Raw genomic sequence first — 17,550 nt, forward strand, 5'->3', positions numbered from 1 at the left:
GGTACCGGCCTCCAGTCACATCTGCCGCCGGGGTCAGGCAGCCATGTTCTCGCGCCCGAACAGGGCATCCATCTGTTTGTTGCCGCTTTGCACCAGCTCGTCTTCATTGGTCAGCTTGAAGAACACAATGGATTGGCGCTCCTGGCTACCAAGCACCACCCGGTGCTCGGTCGAGACGTATTCATGATTGGACCAGTGCGCCATCAGGTCACCGATGTTGACGATGATGTGGTCTACGTCCGCCGTCACCGGCGCCACCCATTCGCCTTCATTGATGCGGACCTGGATGCCGGGAGCAGTCTGCGTCAGCAGGGTCAGCACCGTGCCATCGGTATGGGCGCCCATGCCCTGATCATTGAGCAACTCCGCGCTCAAACCGGGGTAGAGCTGGGAGCGCATGGAGTCATTGGCGCGGTCCATCCGCTCGGAAAAATAGGTGCGATGCACGCCGAGTGGAATGGTGAACAGCTCTGTGAGGTTCAAGGCAATGGCGTCACAAGCCTGGTAATAGCGCTTGAGCTTTTGCCGCAGGTCCCGGCCCAGATCGGAGTCCGGGAACGGCAAGGACTCGTTGTCATTCAGGATCAACCGACCGGCACTGATCTTTTCCACATAGTCGCTGGGCTTGCCCTGCTGCCCCATATAGGCAAAAGCGTTTTCCTCCAGCAGGCCGCTATAGCCATACGGGGTGTACGGGTCTTGCGGCAAGGTCGCTCCGGTGGAGAGCCTGCACTGGTTCTTGGTGGTCAGCGGCAGCTGGAAAAAGGTCTTGGAGGCCGCATGCGCCTCAGCAAAGATCTCCCGCGCATAGCCGTGCCCCTTGACCACAAAGAAGCCGGACTCGCGGCAAGCCCGGTCAATGTCGGCCGCCACACGCTGCATGCCTGCTTCGCCCTCCAGTCGGGCCGGGGTCAGGTCGATTACCGGAATGGTGGTCATATGTCTCTCCAGTCACAACAATCAGAGGTCAGCCGGTTCAAGCTGCCATGTTGCCAAACGGGTCATCAATTGACAGCGCCGGCTGGGTAAACCAGCGCGGGCCCTGCTCTGTCATGTAAATGTGATCTTCATGGCGAATGCCGAACTCGCCCGGTACACAGATCATCGGCTCGACGCTGAAGCACATGCCCGGCGCCAGCGGGGTCGGGTCATTACCCACCAGATTGGGGGACTCATGGATGTCGAGGCCAATGCCGTGCCCGGTGCGGTGCGGTACGCCGGGCAGCGCATACGCCGGGCCATAGCCTGCTGCGGTGACCCAGGCCCGCATGGCGTCGTCCACCGCACCACAAGGCGTGCCTAGCTGTGCAGCCTCATACGCCACCCGCTGAGCCGTCTGCTCATGCACCCAGACCTCACGTTGCCGGGCGCTCGCTTCGCCAAACACATAGGTGCGGGTGATGTCCGAACGGTAGCCATACAGGTTGCAGCCGGTGTCGATCAGCACCATCTCGCCCGCCGCCAGCGTTTTCGGGTATTTCACGCCGTGCGGGAAGGCGGTATCGGGCCCAAACAGCACAATGCAGAAGTCTGAACCGGAGGCACCGACCGCCTGATGGGCTTGGTCGATAAAGGTCTTGACCTCCTGGGTGGAAATCCCTTCGCGCAGGATGCTGGCTGCTGCGCGCTGCACGTGTAGCGTCATGTCGTTGGCGCGCTGCATCAACGCCAGTTCCGCGGCAGATTTGCGGCTGCGGCAAGCGTTGCTGACCGACTTGCCATTGACCAGTTGCATGCCATGCAGCGCCTGACTCATGCCATCGAGGCGGAAGAACGGCGTGGCTTCATCCACCGCCAGTCGGCTGCGAACCACATCCATGTCTTCCAGCACGTGATGCAGCAGCCGGTAGGGGTCTTCATGCTCGTGCCAGCAATGCACCGGACCATCGACCAGCATCATGCCGCGGAAAGTTCCTTCCTCGAAGGCCGGCACGATGTAGTGCAGGTCGCCCGCCGCAGGCAGGATGGCACCGACCATACGCTCGCTGGGATACCAGACCACCCCGGTGAAATAGTTCAGGTTGCTGCCAGCGTCGATGTACAGGGCGGCAATGCCTTGCTGCTGCATCAGTGCCTGCGCCTTGCTCAACCGCTCCCGGTATTCTGACGTCGGTACCGGGCTCAGCCCTTCCGTCATGTTCCGCAGGGTTGCCAGCGCCTCTGCTGCCGTTTTGCCACCGATACCTTTGCTCATGTCTTGTTCCCGTGTTGTCATTAACCAGATGCTTTGCTACTCCGCGGCACTGCGCATGGGCACCAGAAACGTCCGTTTGTAGGTGATCACCGTCTTGCCATCCTGATTGCTGCCCGTGGTGCGCGCCGTGACAATGCCTTGCTGCGGGCGGGATTTGGAGGGGCGCTTTTCCAGAATCTCGGACTCGGCAAACAGGGTGTCACCGACAAAGACCGGATGGGTCAGTCGCACTTCGTCCCAGCCCAGGTTGGCGATCGCTTTCTGGCTGAGGCTATGCACGGTCATGCCGTTGATGACATTGAACGTTACCAGGCTCGACATCAGCAGTTCCTTGAACTCGGTCTGCCGGGCAAACTCGGCCTCGATGTGCAGCGGGTGCTGGTTCATGGCAATCAGCGATTGCCAGATGTTGTCGGTGGTGGTCAGCGTCCGCCCCGGACGGTGCTCGATCACCATGCCCACTTCGAAATCATCGTAGTAAAAGCCCTTGTCCTCACGGTAGCGGCCATCGGCCAGCTTGATGTAGCCAAAACGGTCAGTCATCTGCGTCTGCACTCCGGGTCGTTGAACATGTCAGGGCGCTACTGTCGCTGTAAGTGCGACAGACTCGTTCCGGCGCTGCGCACGCAGCAAGCCCATCTGGAACAGCGCCGCATTGGCGGCCAGGGTCACGATCAGCCCCACCCAATACCCCTGCGGCACCCAATCACTGCCACCCTGCCCCAGCCCACGCGCCAGCACGTAGCCCAGTGGCAATCCAATCAACCAGTTGGTTACCAGCACCGCCTTGAACAGCACACCGGTCGCCTTGTAGGCGCGCAGGCTGCCGCCGATGACATCGCGAAGGGAGTCCGGAATCTGGTAGAGCGCGCACAGCGCCAGCAGCTGCGCGGCCAGGGCCAGCGTGGCAGGCTCGGTGACAAACAGTCCGGCCAACTGATCACGGAACGACCAGGTAGCAGCCGCCGTCACACTGGCGATGCCCAGACCAAACCATGCCCCCATGCGGCAGACCAGCCGCGCGGCTTCCTGATCGCCCTCCCCCAGCTTGCGGCTGGCACGAATGGCCACCGCGCAGCCAATGCTGAAGGGCAACAGATAAAACACCCCGACCAGGGAATACGCCACCTGATGCGCCGACATCACGCGTGCACCTTCGGTGACGATCAAGGCGGCAATCACGGTGAACACCAGCATTTCGGACAGCAGGCCAAACGCCACGGGCAAGCCATTCACCACAAACTGCTTTTGCAGTGCGGCTTGCGGTCGCAGGCTCTCACGGCCCAGCTGGACATGCTGCAGGCGCACCACCCGCCATGCAGAAAGCAAGGCCACAGCAGCCATGGCCCAGTAGACAAACACCGCCGCCAGCCCGCAGCCTGCACCGCCCATGGCGGGGATAGCCTCATACCCAAATACACACAGGTAGTTGAGCGGAACCTTGACCAGCAGCCCCGTTGCGCCATACCAGATAGAAGGAAACGTGCTGTGTAGGGCTTCCACCAGATTGCGACTGATCTGGAACACGATGTGCGCCGGAATGGCCCAGACAAAGTAGACCAGATACTGCTGCGCTACCCGGTACACCTCGTTACTGATCCCCAGCTGCCGCATGATCCAGGGGGCCAGCAGCAGGTGATACGAGACCGACAGCAACAGCCAGCCCGCGCCCAGCCAGATGGCCTGACCGAGCCACTGCGGGATGCGTGCCAGCTGACCACTGCCAAGATCATGGGACAGCAAGGGCGTCAGCGCCGAGAAAAAGCCCGACTGCATGGACAGCGCAATCATCGACATGCTCAGTGCCATCGCTACACCGGCCAGATCATTGGCCCCGGCACGCCCAGCCATCACGGTATCGCTGGCAAACATCAATGCCATGAAAATTTGGGTGACGAACACCGGCATGGCAAGCCGGAACAACTGCCCGGCTTCAGCACGCCAGCTCATTGGCAGGGCTCCGCCGCTGCCTCGCTGGGCAAACCAGCCAGCGTGGCCAGCTGGCGATCCCGCTCCTCGACGGTCATCGGTACCGCCCAGCCCACCCTGGCCGAACCCTGCGAGACGTTGACAATCTGGCTGTGGCGGCTGGCACGAACCCACAAGCCACCCGGCTGGGTATCCATCATGAACAGCCCCAGCACCAACTGGTGCGGCACGGACTCGAAAGCCTCATCTGCCGGCATGGTCAGGCTGCTCACCTGCACCCGCTGCTGCACCGTCCATTGCGCCAACGGCACAGCCTGCAGCCGGGTTAGTAAATCCTCTGCAGAATGTTCATCGCCCATCAACACGCCAGCCCCACCGTAGGACTGGTTCAGCTTGAACACATAATGCGCACGTTCATCCACCACCGCGTGCAGCTTGCTTTCCGTCAGGGCGAAGGTATAGGGTACAAAGCGGCGGATGGCGGACTGTTCTGCCGGGCTCAACAAGGTGTGCCATCTGGGTTGGTGGAACAGGGAAAACCACGATTTATCCATGCGGATTTCGGATTCCATCGCATTGATGATGGTGGCACCGCTGGCCAGCATGCGTGCAAACTGCTGGCGGCAAAATGGGGTCATGTCTTCATACACCCCAATGCGGTAGATCAGCACATGCTTGCCTGCGCCGGGCTGCAACAGCTCGTCCGGAAACGTGTATTCATCGACCACATCTACCTGCACGCCCGGCAGCAGGGCTGAAAACTGTTCCTGCTCCAGATCAAAGGACGGGAAGTCATCACCGTCGTACATCTGCAGGCCGAACACCACCACCCGTGTCAGCTGCCGCTGCTGCACCCAGTGCTGCACCAGCCTGGCGCGAGACAGGCAAGGCGAGACCTGACTGTTCATCGCATCCAGCCCCAGCGCTTCCAGCGCCATCTGCCCACACTCGAACAACTCAGCGCCGCCCACCGAAGGGTCCACATTCATTTCACAGAACACATAGCCATCCGCATGCGGCAGGATGTCGAAGCGGGACACCAGATGTTCGGCCTTCACCAGCTCATCCCAATTCATCAGCGCGGCCATCTCTTCACTGATCTGGAAACGATGCATGATGCCGCTCCGACCTTCGGTCGCCATCATGTGCCGCAGCAAACGGGTCTGTGCAGACAGCAAGGCTTTGGCGGCCTCGCTCAGCACCTGATAGTCCGACTCCGGCATCACAAGCTGCAAAGGCAGCAGTTGCCAGGCATCGCCCTGATAGCGGTCCAGAAACGCGCGGGCCTTTGCAACCCCACCCGAAGCCAGCACTTGTGACTTGTTCGCTGTCAGCGTCTGGATCCAGGGCTGGTTGAAAGTGGAAAAATTCATGGTCTGTGCCCTTCGGCGCTCAGGGGGTGAGTGGAGGGATAAAGCCGGATGTCCTCCAGCAATTCCGCGAGTACGGACGTCCTGCCGGCTGGAGCCGAGAACATCCCGCCCCGATGCTGGTTGGCCGCACGGTATGCCGGGTCTGCCAGCAGGATGCGATGCACCTTGCCCAGGTTCCAGTACGGCACACCGGCAAACAGATGATGCGTCAGGTGGTAGTTCTCACCATGCAGGCCATAAAACAGGTGCTCCCACCAGCTGGGAAAACGGTTGCGAGTCACCTCCAGCACGGTCTGGCCACGCTCGAACAGACGGTAGTGTTCGGACAGCAGGTTGAACCAGCCCAGTAATTGCGAAATCGTGATGAAGGGCAGCACCCAGAACAGGAGATAGCCCCAAGGTCCGGCCAACCACCACATTCCGGCAAACAGTAACCCCTGGGTCACCAGCAAACCGACACAGAGGCGCGGCGTCATCAGCATGGTGTAGATACGCGCCGTTACCAGATATTTCACATACTCCGGCACGCCCAGCAGCAAGCCTTGCTTGAGTACGAAGCGCAGCAGGAAATCCAGCCGGTCTTTGACCTGCAGCAGCCCGGTATCGACATACTCCTGCCGATCCGGGTCACGTTTCGGATCACCCAGGAAGGCGTGATGCTGCGGCACATGAATCTCACGGTAGTAGTCAAAATCAATAAAAATCGCAAAACCGGCCGGCCATGCCCCCAGGAACCGATTCCATCGCCGGTTTCGCGCAAGCGAGTAGTGCACTGCGTCGTGCAGCAGCGCACCCAGTGCCCGCTGCCGGGAGCCAATCAGCAATACCGAAAAGGGATAGCACCACGGCGACCACAGGCTCAGCAGCACCGCTGCCACGACCAGGCTGTAATCGGTCAGCACGCCCAGCAGCCCCCGCCAGTTGCTGGACTGTTGCAAGGGCATCACCGCCGCCCGGAGCTCGGGTGAAAACTCGTGCTTCAGATAGGTCACACACCCTCCTGAGGAATGCAGGCTCCCGTCCTTGCCGAGGTTTTCCCGGCAAGGCGCTGGATGACAACAGCAGGATCAGTTAGTTGGTGTATTCAACGACGTGGCGAACCTGACCACCGGTCTTGTAGTAGTCAATGCCGAGCGGTACCGAGCCGTCATAGTCAGTCACATTGGACAAAGGCAGGCTGTAGTACGCCAGCCACTCGTCGTAATGGGATTCTTCGGAATACTGGTACTCGTAGTGACGGATGGGACGATAGGACTCCACACCTGGCACCTTGGGCATCGGGTCGGTCGCGCCATGCGCAACACCAAACTCGATCTCGTTGGAGAGCATGACCATGACCATGTCCCGCTCGAAATCCATCTTCAGGCAGAAGGAATAGTCATTGAGCAACTCGGCGTAGTGTTCCGGCTTGATGGCCATGTTGTAGTTCTGCGGGATGTTGGTGACGATCTCGCGGGCCGGAATGCCTTTGTCTGCACAGTATTGCTGAATCTCGGTGACCACCGGATAGCCACCCGCAATATTGCGGTTCGGCCCGTAGACGTTGGCCACAAAGGGGGTCGCGGTATCAAAGTGGATGCACTTGGTGGTGACATACTCACGCCCCGCCACCTTGCCATCGTGCGAGAACTGCTTGTTCACTCCATAACCATCCACATCCATATAGTTCAGGTCGATCGGACGATGGGTGATGTTGTAGCGGTCGAGGTCAATACAGGACATGGCCTTGCGGAACAGGGTCTCATACAGGGCAAACACCGCACCCTTGTTCTCCTCCAGGCTCATGCCATGACGCTCCAGCAGCGCGCGTGCACCGCATACCACCGCAAAGCCGCGACCTTTTTCCACCAGCTGTGCCAGGCGCTGGGTCAGTGCTTCTGCCGGATAAAATGCGCCGTTGTCCAAAACGATGTCTTCCTTGCTGACATCCACAATGGCCTTGCGTACGTGCTCGTCATTCTGGTATTTCATAACGCCCCCAATCCAGGATATTGATTTTCAGGACACTGCAAAATCACTCAGTTCAAGCCAAAATCCAGCAGCAGCTGGCTCAAGCGCAAAATTTCCGACTCTTCCACCCCCGCCCGCAGCATCACCCGCAGGCCCGCCTGGTCACGCGGCACGATGGGGAAAAACACTGGGGAGACGTAGAAACCGTTCTCATACAGGTGCTGGCCCGCTGCCATCACCTTGTCGTTGCTGGCGCTGACCAGCTTGATCGGGAAGCCATTACCCTGCTGCTCCGACGCCACGCGCGCGTCAAACAGATCAATGTGCCGCTTCAGCTTGTCTTGCCGGCGTTTCAGCTCCGGGCTGTCGTGAATGTCAGCCGCCGCCAGCGAGGCACCAATGGCCGCCACATTCATCGGTTGCGACCAAGCCAGTGGCCCGCCAAAACGCTCCAGCAGCAAAGCCACATCCCGCCCTTTGGGGCCAAACATGATGCAGCCACCGCTGCTGCCATAGGCCTTGTTCAGCGTCGCCACGATGATGGTCAATTCATTGAGGTCACCCGGGATGCTGGAGCGGATATAGCCTTCGCCCTTTTCGCCCATGATGGACAGCGAATGCGAATCATCGAAGTAGATGAACATGCCGTACTTGTCCTGCAGCATCAGCAGGTCTTCCACCGGCGCATGTCCACCCATGCTGTAGGTACCATCGCAGACATAGGCCACGTGCTCATACTTGCGGCAAACATCTTCCAGATAGTTCATGTCGTTATGCGGCGAGGTCAGCACCTCGGTTTCGTCACCGCACACTGGCTTGTACAGGTTCATCGAGAAGTGGGCGTTCTTGTCGAACACCATCACCGGCTTGCGGTTGCCGGAGAAGTGGCCGGAGGCCAGCAGCGGCAATACCCCAGCGGTCGCGGCACTGGCCGAGATGGCGGTAATGACATTGGCGCGAAACAGGCTGGAGAGCCGGTTCTCCAGCTCCAGCAGCGCTGGGATCTGGATGCGGATGCGTGAGATGCAGTGATCCATCACCCCGTACTTTTCCAGCGCACGGATGGCGCCCTGAATGATGCCCGGGTGGGTATCAAAGTCGAGATAGGAACAGCAGCTGAAATTCAGAAAACGGTGGCCTTCCTGCGTTTGCAGGTAGCCCCCTTCGGCCAGATTGGCCACGATGCCGGACAGACCGTTGCGAGCGGTTTCTTCCCAGAAGGTATTGCCGATGGCAATCGCCTTGTCGTTGTTACGGAACCGGTGTAACCCGGCAGGACGCTCCAGCTGACCCATGTTGCCACTCCTCTGACAGCACACGGGTTTGTGTTACCGCGCACTGTGGAATTAATGACACTTACATTCCAACGGACTGGCAGCAATTTACGGCAAACTTAAATTTTAGTCAAACGGATATTTTTGCCACACTAAAAGTTAAAGAAAACCTTAAGTAATATCAATGGCTACTTGCCATAATCTGCTAAAATGTGCACACAATATTCAGGCAATATCTAGGTTTGCAGGGCATATGCTTCACCAGAATAAAATCGGTGTAACCTGTCCTTTTGAACACCTTGCCCGAGCCACACTGAACATCGCCAGGACCCGCCCATGAACCTTGCCCAAATAGGTCTACGCATTCGCCGCCGGCGGCGCGAGATCAAGAAAACCCTGCAGACCGTCGCTGATGAGTCGGGGCTCTCCGTAGGCTTCCTGTCGCAGGTGGAGCGCAATCTGACCGGCATCTCGCTGTCCTCGCTGGTCAACGTTGCAAAGAGTCTGGGCATGCCGCTGCGCAGCCTGCTGGACCAGCCCACCCAGACAGAGCCCGACTCGCATGAGGGTCAACGCCAGGTCTACTCGGTCGGCAATTCGGCCCAGCGCTATGAACGCTTGTCGTCCACCTTTCCCGGCAGTGCGCTGAATGCCACCCGGCTGCACTACCCGGCGGGCTACCGCTCGGAAACGGTGTCACATGATGGGGATGAGTTTGTGTATGTGCTGTCTGGCAGCCTGCAATATTCGGTCGCCGGTCAAACCTACTTGCTGCAGGCGGGGGATTCCCTGCATTTCGATGCCCACAAGCCGCATGACATCGCCAATGTGGGTAGCGTTGAGGCTGAAGCCATCATCATCGGCACCCTGGCCCTGTTTGACGATGTACAAGCGGATTAAAGCCTTACTCACCAAGTCGCAAGGCATTGAGGATGACCAGCCAGAGCAGCGCGGCAGCCATCAGGCGCAGAGCGGTCTGAACATCAAAGGTCAGTGGCACATGCCGCAGTAGACGCCGTACTGGAAGGTCGCCCCGGCCGGCGAGCGCATCAGCGCTGCGTGTTGACTCGGTCATCACGCACAGTACCCCGCCCAGTACAAATAGTCCGAACGCCATGTTGCGCGCCATGAGCCAGGCTTCGCCAGGGTCGGGCAGACCAGCCAGCAACAGCACGGTCACCGCACCCTGTGCCAACAATAAAGCCAGCAGCCCACTCATCCAGGTTCGCATGTCATGCCCCCGTTACAGATGGGGTGATTATGACAAAAGAATGGCCCACCGCAAGATGCGGGCTTCAGATTCGCCCCCTGCCCCACATGGGCTGTTGCAGGAATACGACCCGCGTCCTGCTTGCAGGTGTCCACCGCCTGTAGCACCATTCCTGACATCCGCTAACTGGCCCCTGCCATGCCCTATACCCGACTGCACCAACTGCTGGCCGACCGTCTGGCTCATCCTGAGCGGCAGCCTGCCATCGAGCAACAGATCTGGGCGGAGTTTGGTTGCACACAGGCCATCCTGTATACCGATCTGGCTGGGTTTTCACGGGGCGTGGCTGATTTTGGCATCGTGCATTTCCTGCAGCTGATTCTCGAATCCCGCCAGCTATTCCTGCCACTGGTCCATGCCCACCAAGGCCGTTTTCTCAAGGAAGAGGGCGACAGCCTGCTACTGCTGTTCGACAACCCTGTCCAAGCAGCCTGCTGCGCACAGGCCATGCAGCATGCCAGTCGCCACCACAATGCGGGTCGCCCACCGGAGCAACGCATCGACCTGTGCCTGGGGCTGGGCTATGGCCAGGTCTTGCGCATCGGCCAGCACGATGTCTTTGGAGAGGAAGTGAACGCAGCCTGCAAGCTGGGCGAGGATGTCGCAGGGTCGGGAGAGATCTTGCTGACGGCCGCGATGCGCACCGCACTGCTTGCCAGCATGCCTGCTGACGCGCTCCCTCCCTTGCCCGAACGAGCGGGCTGGCCATCGGTCTACCGCCTCAGTTGGCAATAAGCTAGGGCGTGCTGCACGCCACCTGCTGTTGTCGCCTCTGGGCGTGGTCAATGATCAGGCAGCGCCACGGCTGATATCGAGATTGTCGATATCGCCACTCCGTGCGAAACACCTCAGCCCCCGCGGCCGAGAAGTTCTCCTGCTGCAGTACCCGCCATCCCCCTACCGCCGGCAACAGTCGCAGACTGTCCACCCGGTCCTGATACACTAGCCGGGGTGATTTGCCGCCCAGCACCGCCCACACCCCCGCAATATGCGCGCCATACAGCCCGCTGCAGTAGGGGCTGGTGGCTGGCAGCACAATATAGTCGGGCACGGCATCCGCGTTCAGGCGCACCGGGAAGAACCGGAAATAGCGCATTCGCGCCCGGCTGGGTTGCCGGTCATCCTGCAAGCAATGCTGCACACTTTGACGGTCATCTGTTGCCAAGCCACGCCACAAAGCCAGCATGACCACGCGCGGGGGAGTCACCCCCTGTCCTGGCATCTCGGCACTGAAGTCGCGTACCTCGGCCTGTGCCGAGTGCAGCAGCAGGCTGGCGAACAGCCCACAAACAAGTTGCGTGTTTTTCATGACAACAGGGTAGCAAAGGCCAGAGCGTTACCACAAGCTCATCTGCAGCGGCGCATCCGGCTCATCGTGAAAGCGCACGCCAACACCCAACAGGCGCACTGCCTGCTGCCCACGCGGAAAGGCCTCGTGCAACAGGCGGGAAAAGGTATCCAGCGTGGGCGCAAAGCTGAGGCACTCCATGGTGGTCTGGCTGAAATCGGCGTACTTGATCTTGACGAAGGCCTTGTGTGGCACATAGCCCTCTGCGCGCGACATGCGTCGCTGCCAGTCCTCATACAGCTCCGGCAACTCCGCCAGACAGGCCGCCAGATCTGGCAGATCCTGCGCATAGGTGTTTTCCACCGACAGTGACTTGCGCCGCTCATCCGGCGCCACCACCCGATGGTCCAGCCCCCGGCACTGCTCGTAGAGTTGTTCACCGAAGCGGCCAAACTCCTGCACCAGCCGCGAGAGCGGCCAGCGCTGCAGATCGGCACAGCTTTCCACCCCCAGTCGCTTGAGTTTCTCCGCCGTCACCTTGCCCACTCCCCACAGGCGGGCAGCAGGCAGGGCCAGCATGAAAGCCTCCACATCCTCGGGGCGGATCAGGAATTGGCCATTGGGCTTGTTCCAGTCGCTGGCAATCTTGGCCAGCAGCTTGTTCGGGGCAATACCCGCCGATGCCGTAATGCCGACCTCGGCCTCAATCCGCGCCCGGATCGCTTCGGCCATGCGGGTGGCACTGCCCTGGCAGTGCGGCAAACCGGTGACATCCAGATAAGCCTCATCCAGCGACAAGGGCTCAATCATGCTGGTAAAGTCGGCAAAAATGCGACGAATGTGCTGGGAAGCCTCGCGGTAGCGGGCAAAATCTGCAGGTAGCAACACCAGCGTCGGGCACAGTTGCTGCGCCCGGAAGGTGGACATGGCCGAGCGCACCCCATACTTGCGCGCCACGTAGTTGCACGTGGCGATCACGCCACGTCGGTCTGCCGCACCACCAATCGCCAGTGGCACCTCACGCAAAGCCGGGTTATCCCGCATCTCTACGGAGGCGTAAAAGCAGTCGCAGTCGATGTGAATGATCTTGCGGGTCACGGCAATACACGGCGTTGTAGCACTTGCCGTTATTGTACGTTTGTTCTACATGAATGCAAAGGGCTGTGGGCTAGCCCCCTTCCGCCGTCAGCCGGATGGCTTGCAACAAGGCGGAGGTATCAACCAGTGTGCTGCTGTCAAAATCACGCTTCAGACGCTTGTTCTGCAGCAGGAACTGCCGCACCTCATCCAGATAGCCCTGCATGCCGCCACCTTCTTCATTGCGTCGCTGCATTTCGCTCCGGCTATGAAACCGCACTGCATTGAGCATGCCCAATAGATCAAACGAGGCATAAGGCTTCTCACCGGCGAAGGTGCGCTGGTTGAGGATGGTCTGAAACTCCTGCCAGCTGGACCCGCCCTTGATCCACTGCACCGCGCGTATCCAGCCGACAAAGAATTTGACCAGCTCACCTTCCGGCAAGGCCCGCAAACTCTCCGGATGGATCACCACCCCTTCCGGGATGATGCCGGGGAACTGGCTGCTGTCTGCCACCACCCGGCCATCCCCCTTACGCCGGGCATCCAGCGCGGGAGGATCGTAATGCAGGATCATCGGAAACTTGTTGTGGATGAATGCCTGGGTCAAGGGCTCAGCTTCCAGCTCCACTACCTTGACGTCGCCCAACTGCAGCCGATACTGCCGCAGATAGCGGTCCAGTAACAGCAATACCGGGGTGCGATTAAGGTATACACCGATGGCCTGACCCTTCAGCTTCTGCATGTCGGTGAGGCTGTTCTTGGCGATCAGCTTGTCGCCACCATTGGACCAGTCCATCTCACCCAGGATGATCAGCGGTACGCCCTGCTGGTAGAGGTCTACCCAGGTGCCGGTCATGTCATACATCAAATCGATCTTGCGCGCCTGATAGGCTGCAAACAACGCTTTGTACTCCTCAAACTTCACAATCCGGACATCCAGCCCCTGCTCGCGCCAGTAGCCTTTGGCATCTGCCACATTGATCGGCGCAGTCCCCACCCATGAGGTTACCCCGATCACCAATGGGCGCGCCTGTACCATCAGCGCATACGGTAGCAACAGCAGCAGGCACAGCAAACGTTGACAGCGCATCACACATACCTCGCAGCAAGCGGGTTTACCGGGGAAGAGACGGCAAAGACTGGCCGCGAGAATACGCTTTATGATCAGTGCTTTACAGCTAAAACCCAGCAATACGTCATTGCACTTCCTGCAACACTGCACGCCAGATTGTGAAACGCCCGAGGCCACCTCAGACGCAGTGGTCGTGCTAAAATGCCCCGCTCCCGATGACACACGCTCTTTTGCCATGACCGCCGCCCAGACCGACCTGCGCGCCTTGCGCGCCCAACTTGCCGAATGCCTGGCCAAGGACCGCGACAGTCTGGGCAAAAAGCTGCACCAGCTGACTGAACGCCAGCGCAAAAACCAGCCGCATGACAAGCTGCTCAGCGACGTGCAGCAGGCCATCGAACGCTCTGTCCGGCAGCGTCAGGCCCGTCTGGCCAGCACACCCACGGTTCACTTCGCCAACGACCTCCCCTTTCATGACAAGCTGGACGACATTGCCGCCGCGCTGCAACAGCATCAGGTGGTGATCGTCTGCGGGGAAACCGGCTCCGGCAAAACCACCCAGCTCCCCAAATTGTGTCTGGCGCTGGGGCGGGGGGTGGATGGCCTGATCGGCCACACCCAGCCACGTCGGCTGGCCGCCCGCTCGGTGGCCTCGCGCATCGCGCAGGAGCTGAAATCCCCGCTCGGCCAGCTGGTGGGCTATCAGGTCCGCTTTGCCGACCACGTCTCGCCTGATAGCCGTATCAAACTGATGACCGATGGCATTTTGCTGGCGGAAACTCAGGGCGATCGCCAGCTGCTGGGCTACGACACGCTGATCATTGATGAGGCGCACGAGCGCAGCCTGAACATCGACTTCCTGCTCGGTTACCTGAAGCAGCTGTTGCCACGCCGCCCCGACCTCAAGGTCATCATCACCTCAGCCACCATCGACGCCGATCGCTTCTCCAGGCATTTTGGCGGCGCCCCGGTGATCGAAGTCTCCGGGCGCACCTACCCGGTCGAGATGCGCTACCGTCCGCTACTCAGCGAAGATGAGGACGACCGTGAAACCGATATGGAGCAATCCATCGTCGAGGCCTGTGACGAACTGTCCCGCCTGGGACCGGGCGACATTCTGGTGTTCCTGCCTGGTGAACGGGAAATTCGCGACACCGCCGAAGCGCTGCGCAAGCATCATCGTGCCGGTACGGAAATCCTGCCGCTGTTTGCCCGCCTGTCGCACGAGGACCAGCAAAAGGTGTTTGCTCCGCATGGTGGGCGCCGCATCGTGCTGGCCACCAATGTGGCGGAGACCTCGCTCACCGTGCCGGGCATCCGCTATGTGGTGGACACCGGGCTGGCCCGCATCAACCGCTACAGCACGCGCGCCAAGGTCACCCAGCTGCTGATCGAGCCGATCAGCCAGGCTGCAGCACGGCAGCGGGCCGGTCGCTGCGGTCGGGTCAGTGCCGGGGTGTGTATCCGTCTGTACAGTGAGACCGACTTTCAGCAGCGCCCCGCGTTTACCGACCCGGAAATCCTGCGCTCCAGCCTCGCCAGTGTCATCCTGCGCATGACCGCCTTGCGACTGGGCGCGGTGGAAGACTTCCCCTTTCTGGAAGCCCCCACCTCGCGCGCCATCCATGATGGTTACCAGTTGCTGCACGAGCTAGGTGCGGTGGACGAGCAACGCCAGCTGACCCGGCTGGGTGAACGGCTGGCCAAACTGCCACTGGACCCGAAGATTGGCCGACTACTGCTGGCCGGGGAGGCCCAGCATTGCCTGCAGGAAATGCTGATCATCGCCACCGGTCTGTCGATGCAGGACCCGCGCGAGCGCCCGGTAGAGGCTCGCGAGGCAGCCACGCAAAAGCATGCGGTGTTTGCCGATGACAAATCCGATTTTCTCAGCTACCTGAAGCTGTGGGACTGGTTTGCCGATGCGCTGAAACACAAAGAATCCAACCGCAAGCTGGTGCAGCGTTGCCACGATCATTTCCTCTCCCACTTGCGTCTGCGCGAATGGCGTGAGCTGCATGGACAACTCGCCTCGATTGCCGCCGAGATTGGCCTGCGCAGCAATGATACGCCAGCCACCTTTGAGCAAATCCATAAAGCACTGCTGTGTGGCCTGCTGGGCAATACCGGCTTCCTCACCGAACAGGGCGACTATCTGGGCGCACGCGGTAGCCGCTTTTGGGTGTCGCCGGGTTCCGGGCTGAAGAAAAGCCGCCCGAAATGGCTACTGGCAGCGGAGCTGACCGATACCGGCAAACTGTATGCCCGCTGCGTAGCGCGGATTGAGCCGGAATGGGTGGAGCAGGTAGCGCGCCATCTGGTGAAGTCCCACTATTTCGACCCCCGCTGGGATCGCAGCAGCAAGCAGGTGATTGCCTTCGAGAAAGTCACCTTGTTCGGGTTGACGCTGGTGCCACGCCGCCGGGTGAGCTACAGCCAGATCAACCCCGGCGAAGCCCGCGAGTTGTTCATCCGCGAAGCGCTGGTGCATTTTGATTACGACAGCAAAGCCCCCTTCTTCCGCCACAATCAGCAGCTGATTGCGGAAGTGGAGGAGCTGGAGCACCGCAGTCGTCGGCAAGACGTGCTGGTGAACGCCGACCGCATGGTGGCGTTCTTTGATGCCTTGCTGCCGCCCGACATTTGCAGTGGTGCCAGTTTTGAGCACTGGCGCAAGGAAGCCGAGCAAAAGCAGCCTCGCCTGCTGTTCCTTAGCAAGGAACAGCTGATGCAACGGGATGCCACCCATGTTACCGAAGCCCTGTTTCCGGACCAGATGACGGTCAAAGGCCATACCCTGCCGCTCAGCTACCGCTTTGAGCCGGGGCACCCGCTGGATGGGGTCAGCGTGACGGTGCCATTGGCGCTGCTCAATACCCTGCAGCCGCTGGATTTTGATGCGCTGGTCCCCGGCATGTTGCGCGAGAAAGTCGGCTGGCTGGTCAAAGCGCTGCCCAAACCGGTGCGCCGCCTGTGCGTGCCGGTGCCGGACACCGTTACGGAACTGCTGGAGAAGCTGCGTCCCGGCCAACCCTTGCTGCCGGAGCTGGTCCGCCTGCTGCAATTGAAAACCCAGCAGCCGCTGCGGGTTGAAGACTGGCCGCTTGCAGAGCTGCCACCGCACTTGCAGATGAATTACCGGGTGGTGGATGAAGCCTTGCAAGAACTGGCCAGTGGGCGGGACCTGCTGGCGCTGCAACGCGAGCTGGGCGGAGCCGCCCAGCTGACCTTCCGCCAGTCAGCCGCCGCGCCACTGGAGCAGAGCGGACTGACCGAATGGACCTGCGGCGACCTGCCCGAGTCGCTGCACTTCACCCGCAATGGCGCCAGCCTTACTGGCTACCCGGCGCTGGTCGACATGGATGACTCGGTCGCGGTGATGCTGCTGGACACCACCGAGGAGGCCCATGAGGCCCACCGTGCCGGGGTACGCCGCCTGCTGCGATTGGTGCTGAAGGACCATCTCAAGCAATGGCAGAAAAGCCTGCCCAACTGGACACAACTTGCCATGCAGCTGCGCACCTTGGGTAATAGTGATGTGCTGCTGGAGGACTTCATGACGGCGGTAGCCGACCGCGCCTTTATTGGTGAGGATGCACTGCCACGCAGCAGCAAGGCCTTTGATGAGCAGCGCGCCCGCGCCCGTACCCGCTTGCCCGCCGTGACTCAGGGGCTGCTGAAGACTCTGGGCGAAATCGCTGCACTGTGGCAACCGCTGCTGCACAAGCTGGAGAAGCCAGATGCACAAACCCGGCCACTCGCAGCCACGCTCAAGGCCCAGTTGCAACAGCTGGTCTTCCCGGACTTCCTGCAGCAGACGCCGTGGCCGCAGCTGGCACACCTGCCACGCTATCTGAAGGGCATGCAGCTGCGGCTGGAGAAATACCCGACCGCACGCGACCGTGACCAGCGGCATGCGCAAGCGCTTCATGTTCTGTGGCAGCGCTACCAGGCGCGCGCCAGCCTTAATCAGCAGTTGAAGCGGCACGAGCCCAAGCTGGACGACTTCCGCTGGATGCTGGAGGAGCTGCACATTTCGCTGTTTGCCCAGGAGCTACGCACCCCCTACCCGGTCTCGGTCAAGCGATTGGAGAAATACTGGCAGGACGCAGGCTTTTGA

Annotated in this window: 15 protein-coding genes; 3 read left to right on the forward strand and 12 right to left on the reverse strand. The window is 60.5% G+C overall.

Going from position 1 to position 17,550, the window contains the following annotated elements; all coding sequences use genetic code 11:
- Positions 1-33: 33 nt before the first annotated feature.
- The 8 genes from HF682_RS12395 to HF682_RS12430 all read right to left on the reverse strand — a co-directional run bounded on the left by HF682_RS12395 (position 34) and on the right by HF682_RS12430 (position 8,741).
- Positions 34-939, reverse strand: a complete 906-nt coding sequence (locus HF682_RS12395; protein WP_168877583.1) for an isopenicillin N synthase family dioxygenase — start codon at positions 937-939, stop codon at positions 34-36.
- A gap of 37 nt (positions 940-976) precedes the next feature.
- Positions 977-2,194, reverse strand: coding sequence for a M24 family metallopeptidase (locus HF682_RS12400; protein WP_168877584.1), 1,218 nt, complete (start codon positions 2,192-2,194; stop codon positions 977-979).
- 36 nt (positions 2,195-2,230) lie between these two features.
- Positions 2,231-2,737, reverse strand: coding sequence for a MaoC family dehydratase (locus HF682_RS12405; RefSeq protein WP_168877585.1), 507 nt, complete (start codon positions 2,735-2,737; stop codon positions 2,231-2,233).
- 30 nt (positions 2,738-2,767) lie between these two features.
- Complete coding sequence (locus HF682_RS12410) at positions 2,768-4,144, reverse strand: MATE family efflux transporter (protein ID WP_168877586.1); 1,377 nt, start codon at positions 4,142-4,144, stop codon at positions 2,768-2,770.
- Positions 4,141-5,496, reverse strand: coding sequence for an ATP-grasp domain-containing protein (locus HF682_RS12415; RefSeq protein ID WP_168877587.1), 1,356 nt, complete (start codon positions 5,494-5,496; stop codon positions 4,141-4,143). Before HF682_RS12415 ends, HF682_RS12410 begins: the two co-directional genes overlap by 4 nt.
- Positions 5,493-6,488, reverse strand: coding sequence for a fatty acid desaturase family protein (locus HF682_RS12420; protein ID WP_168877588.1), 996 nt, complete (start codon positions 6,486-6,488; stop codon positions 5,493-5,495). The genes HF682_RS12415 and HF682_RS12420 overlap by 4 nt, the downstream gene beginning before the upstream one ends.
- A gap of 79 nt (positions 6,489-6,567) precedes the next feature.
- Complete coding sequence (locus tag HF682_RS12425; RefSeq protein ID WP_168877589.1) at positions 6,568-7,467, reverse strand: hypothetical protein; 900 nt, start codon at positions 7,465-7,467, stop codon at positions 6,568-6,570.
- Positions 7,468-7,514: 47 nt separating this feature from the next.
- Positions 7,515-8,741 (reverse strand): aminotransferase class I/II-fold pyridoxal phosphate-dependent enzyme, encoded by a 1,227-nt coding sequence (locus tag HF682_RS12430; protein WP_168877590.1) that lies wholly within the window; start codon positions 8,739-8,741, stop codon positions 7,515-7,517.
- 315 nt (positions 8,742-9,056) lie between these two features.
- Here HF682_RS12430 and HF682_RS12435 point away from each other — a divergent pair, with 315 nt between their 5' ends.
- Positions 9,057-9,620, forward strand: a complete 564-nt coding sequence (locus HF682_RS12435) for a helix-turn-helix domain-containing protein (RefSeq protein WP_168877591.1) — start codon at positions 9,057-9,059, stop codon at positions 9,618-9,620.
- Positions 9,621-9,624: 4 nt separating this feature from the next.
- Here HF682_RS12435 and HF682_RS12440 read toward each other — a convergent pair whose 3' ends face one another.
- Positions 9,625-9,951 (reverse strand): hypothetical protein, encoded by a 327-nt coding sequence (locus HF682_RS12440; protein ID WP_168877592.1) that lies wholly within the window; start codon positions 9,949-9,951, stop codon positions 9,625-9,627.
- Between the two features lie 177 nt (positions 9,952-10,128).
- On the opposite strand from HF682_RS12440, the gene HF682_RS12445 reads away from it, so the two are divergent.
- Entirely contained in the window at positions 10,129-10,725 is a 597-nt protein-coding gene (locus HF682_RS12445) for an adenylate/guanylate cyclase domain-containing protein (protein ID WP_168877593.1), read from the forward strand.
- A gap of 1 nt (position 10,726) precedes the next feature.
- On the opposite strand, the gene HF682_RS12450 is transcribed toward HF682_RS12445, so the two are convergent.
- The 3 genes from HF682_RS12450 to HF682_RS12460 all read right to left on the reverse strand — a co-directional run bounded on the left by HF682_RS12450 (position 10,727) and on the right by HF682_RS12460 (position 13,448).
- Positions 10,727-11,299 (reverse strand): hypothetical protein, encoded by a 573-nt coding sequence (locus HF682_RS12450; protein WP_168877594.1) that lies wholly within the window; start codon positions 11,297-11,299, stop codon positions 10,727-10,729.
- A 27-nt stretch (positions 11,300-11,326) separates the two neighbouring features.
- Entirely contained in the window at positions 11,327-12,376 is a 1,050-nt protein-coding gene (gene dinB, locus HF682_RS12455) for a DNA polymerase IV (RefSeq protein WP_308418732.1), read from the reverse strand.
- Positions 12,377-12,446: 70 nt separating this feature from the next.
- Entirely contained in the window at positions 12,447-13,448 is a 1,002-nt protein-coding gene (locus HF682_RS12460) for an ABC transporter substrate-binding protein (RefSeq protein WP_168877595.1), read from the reverse strand.
- Between the two features lie 217 nt (positions 13,449-13,665).
- Between HF682_RS12460 and hrpA the strand changes: the two genes are divergently transcribed.
- On the forward strand, positions 13,666-17,550 hold the full coding sequence (hrpA, locus tag HF682_RS12465; RefSeq protein ID WP_168877596.1) for an ATP-dependent RNA helicase HrpA: 3,885 nt from the start codon (positions 13,666-13,668) through the stop codon (positions 17,548-17,550).

Source organism: Leeia aquatica (assembly GCF_012641365.1).
Taxonomy (GTDB): Bacteria; Pseudomonadota; Gammaproteobacteria; order Burkholderiales; family Leeiaceae; genus Leeia; species Leeia aquatica.

Bases quoted from the DNA above. Each gene is read 5' to 3' on its own strand.
- HF682_RS12395 (WP_168877583.1), bottom strand. From the start codon at position 939: ATGACCACCATTCCGGTAATCGACCTGACCCCGGCCCGACTGGAGGGC.
- HF682_RS12400 (WP_168877584.1), bottom strand. From the start codon at position 2,194: ATGAGCAAAGGTATCGGTGGCAAAACGGCAGCAGAGGCGCTGGCAACC.
- HF682_RS12405 (WP_168877585.1), bottom strand. From the start codon at position 2,737: ATGACTGACCGTTTTGGCTACATCAAGCTGGCCGATGGCCGCTACCGT.
- HF682_RS12410 (WP_168877586.1), bottom strand. From the start codon at position 4,144: ATGAGCTGGCGTGCTGAAGCCGGGCAGTTGTTCCGGCTTGCCATGCCG.
- HF682_RS12415 (WP_168877587.1), bottom strand. From the start codon at position 5,496: ATGAATTTTTCCACTTTCAACCAGCCCTGGATCCAGACGCTGACAGCG.
- HF682_RS12425 (WP_168877589.1), bottom strand. From the start codon at position 7,467: ATGAAATACCAGAATGACGAGCACGTACGCAAGGCCATTGTGGATGTC.
- HF682_RS12430 (WP_168877590.1), bottom strand. From the start codon at position 8,741: ATGGGTCAGCTGGAGCGTCCTGCCGGGTTACACCGGTTCCGTAACAAC.
- HF682_RS12435 (WP_168877591.1), top strand. From the start codon at position 9,057: ATGAACCTTGCCCAAATAGGTCTACGCATTCGCCGCCGGCGGCGCGAG.
- HF682_RS12440 (WP_168877592.1), bottom strand. From the start codon at position 9,951: ATGCGAACCTGGATGAGTGGGCTGCTGGCTTTATTGTTGGCACAGGGT.
- HF682_RS12445 (WP_168877593.1), top strand. From the start codon at position 10,129: ATGCCCTATACCCGACTGCACCAACTGCTGGCCGACCGTCTGGCTCAT.
- HF682_RS12450 (WP_168877594.1), bottom strand. From the start codon at position 11,299: ATGAAAAACACGCAACTTGTTTGTGGGCTGTTCGCCAGCCTGCTGCTG.
- HF682_RS12460 (WP_168877595.1), bottom strand. From the start codon at position 13,448: ATGCGCTGTCAACGTTTGCTGTGCCTGCTGCTGTTGCTACCGTATGCG.
- hrpA (WP_168877596.1), top strand. From the start codon at position 13,666: ATGACCGCCGCCCAGACCGACCTGCGCGCCTTGCGCGCCCAACTTGCC.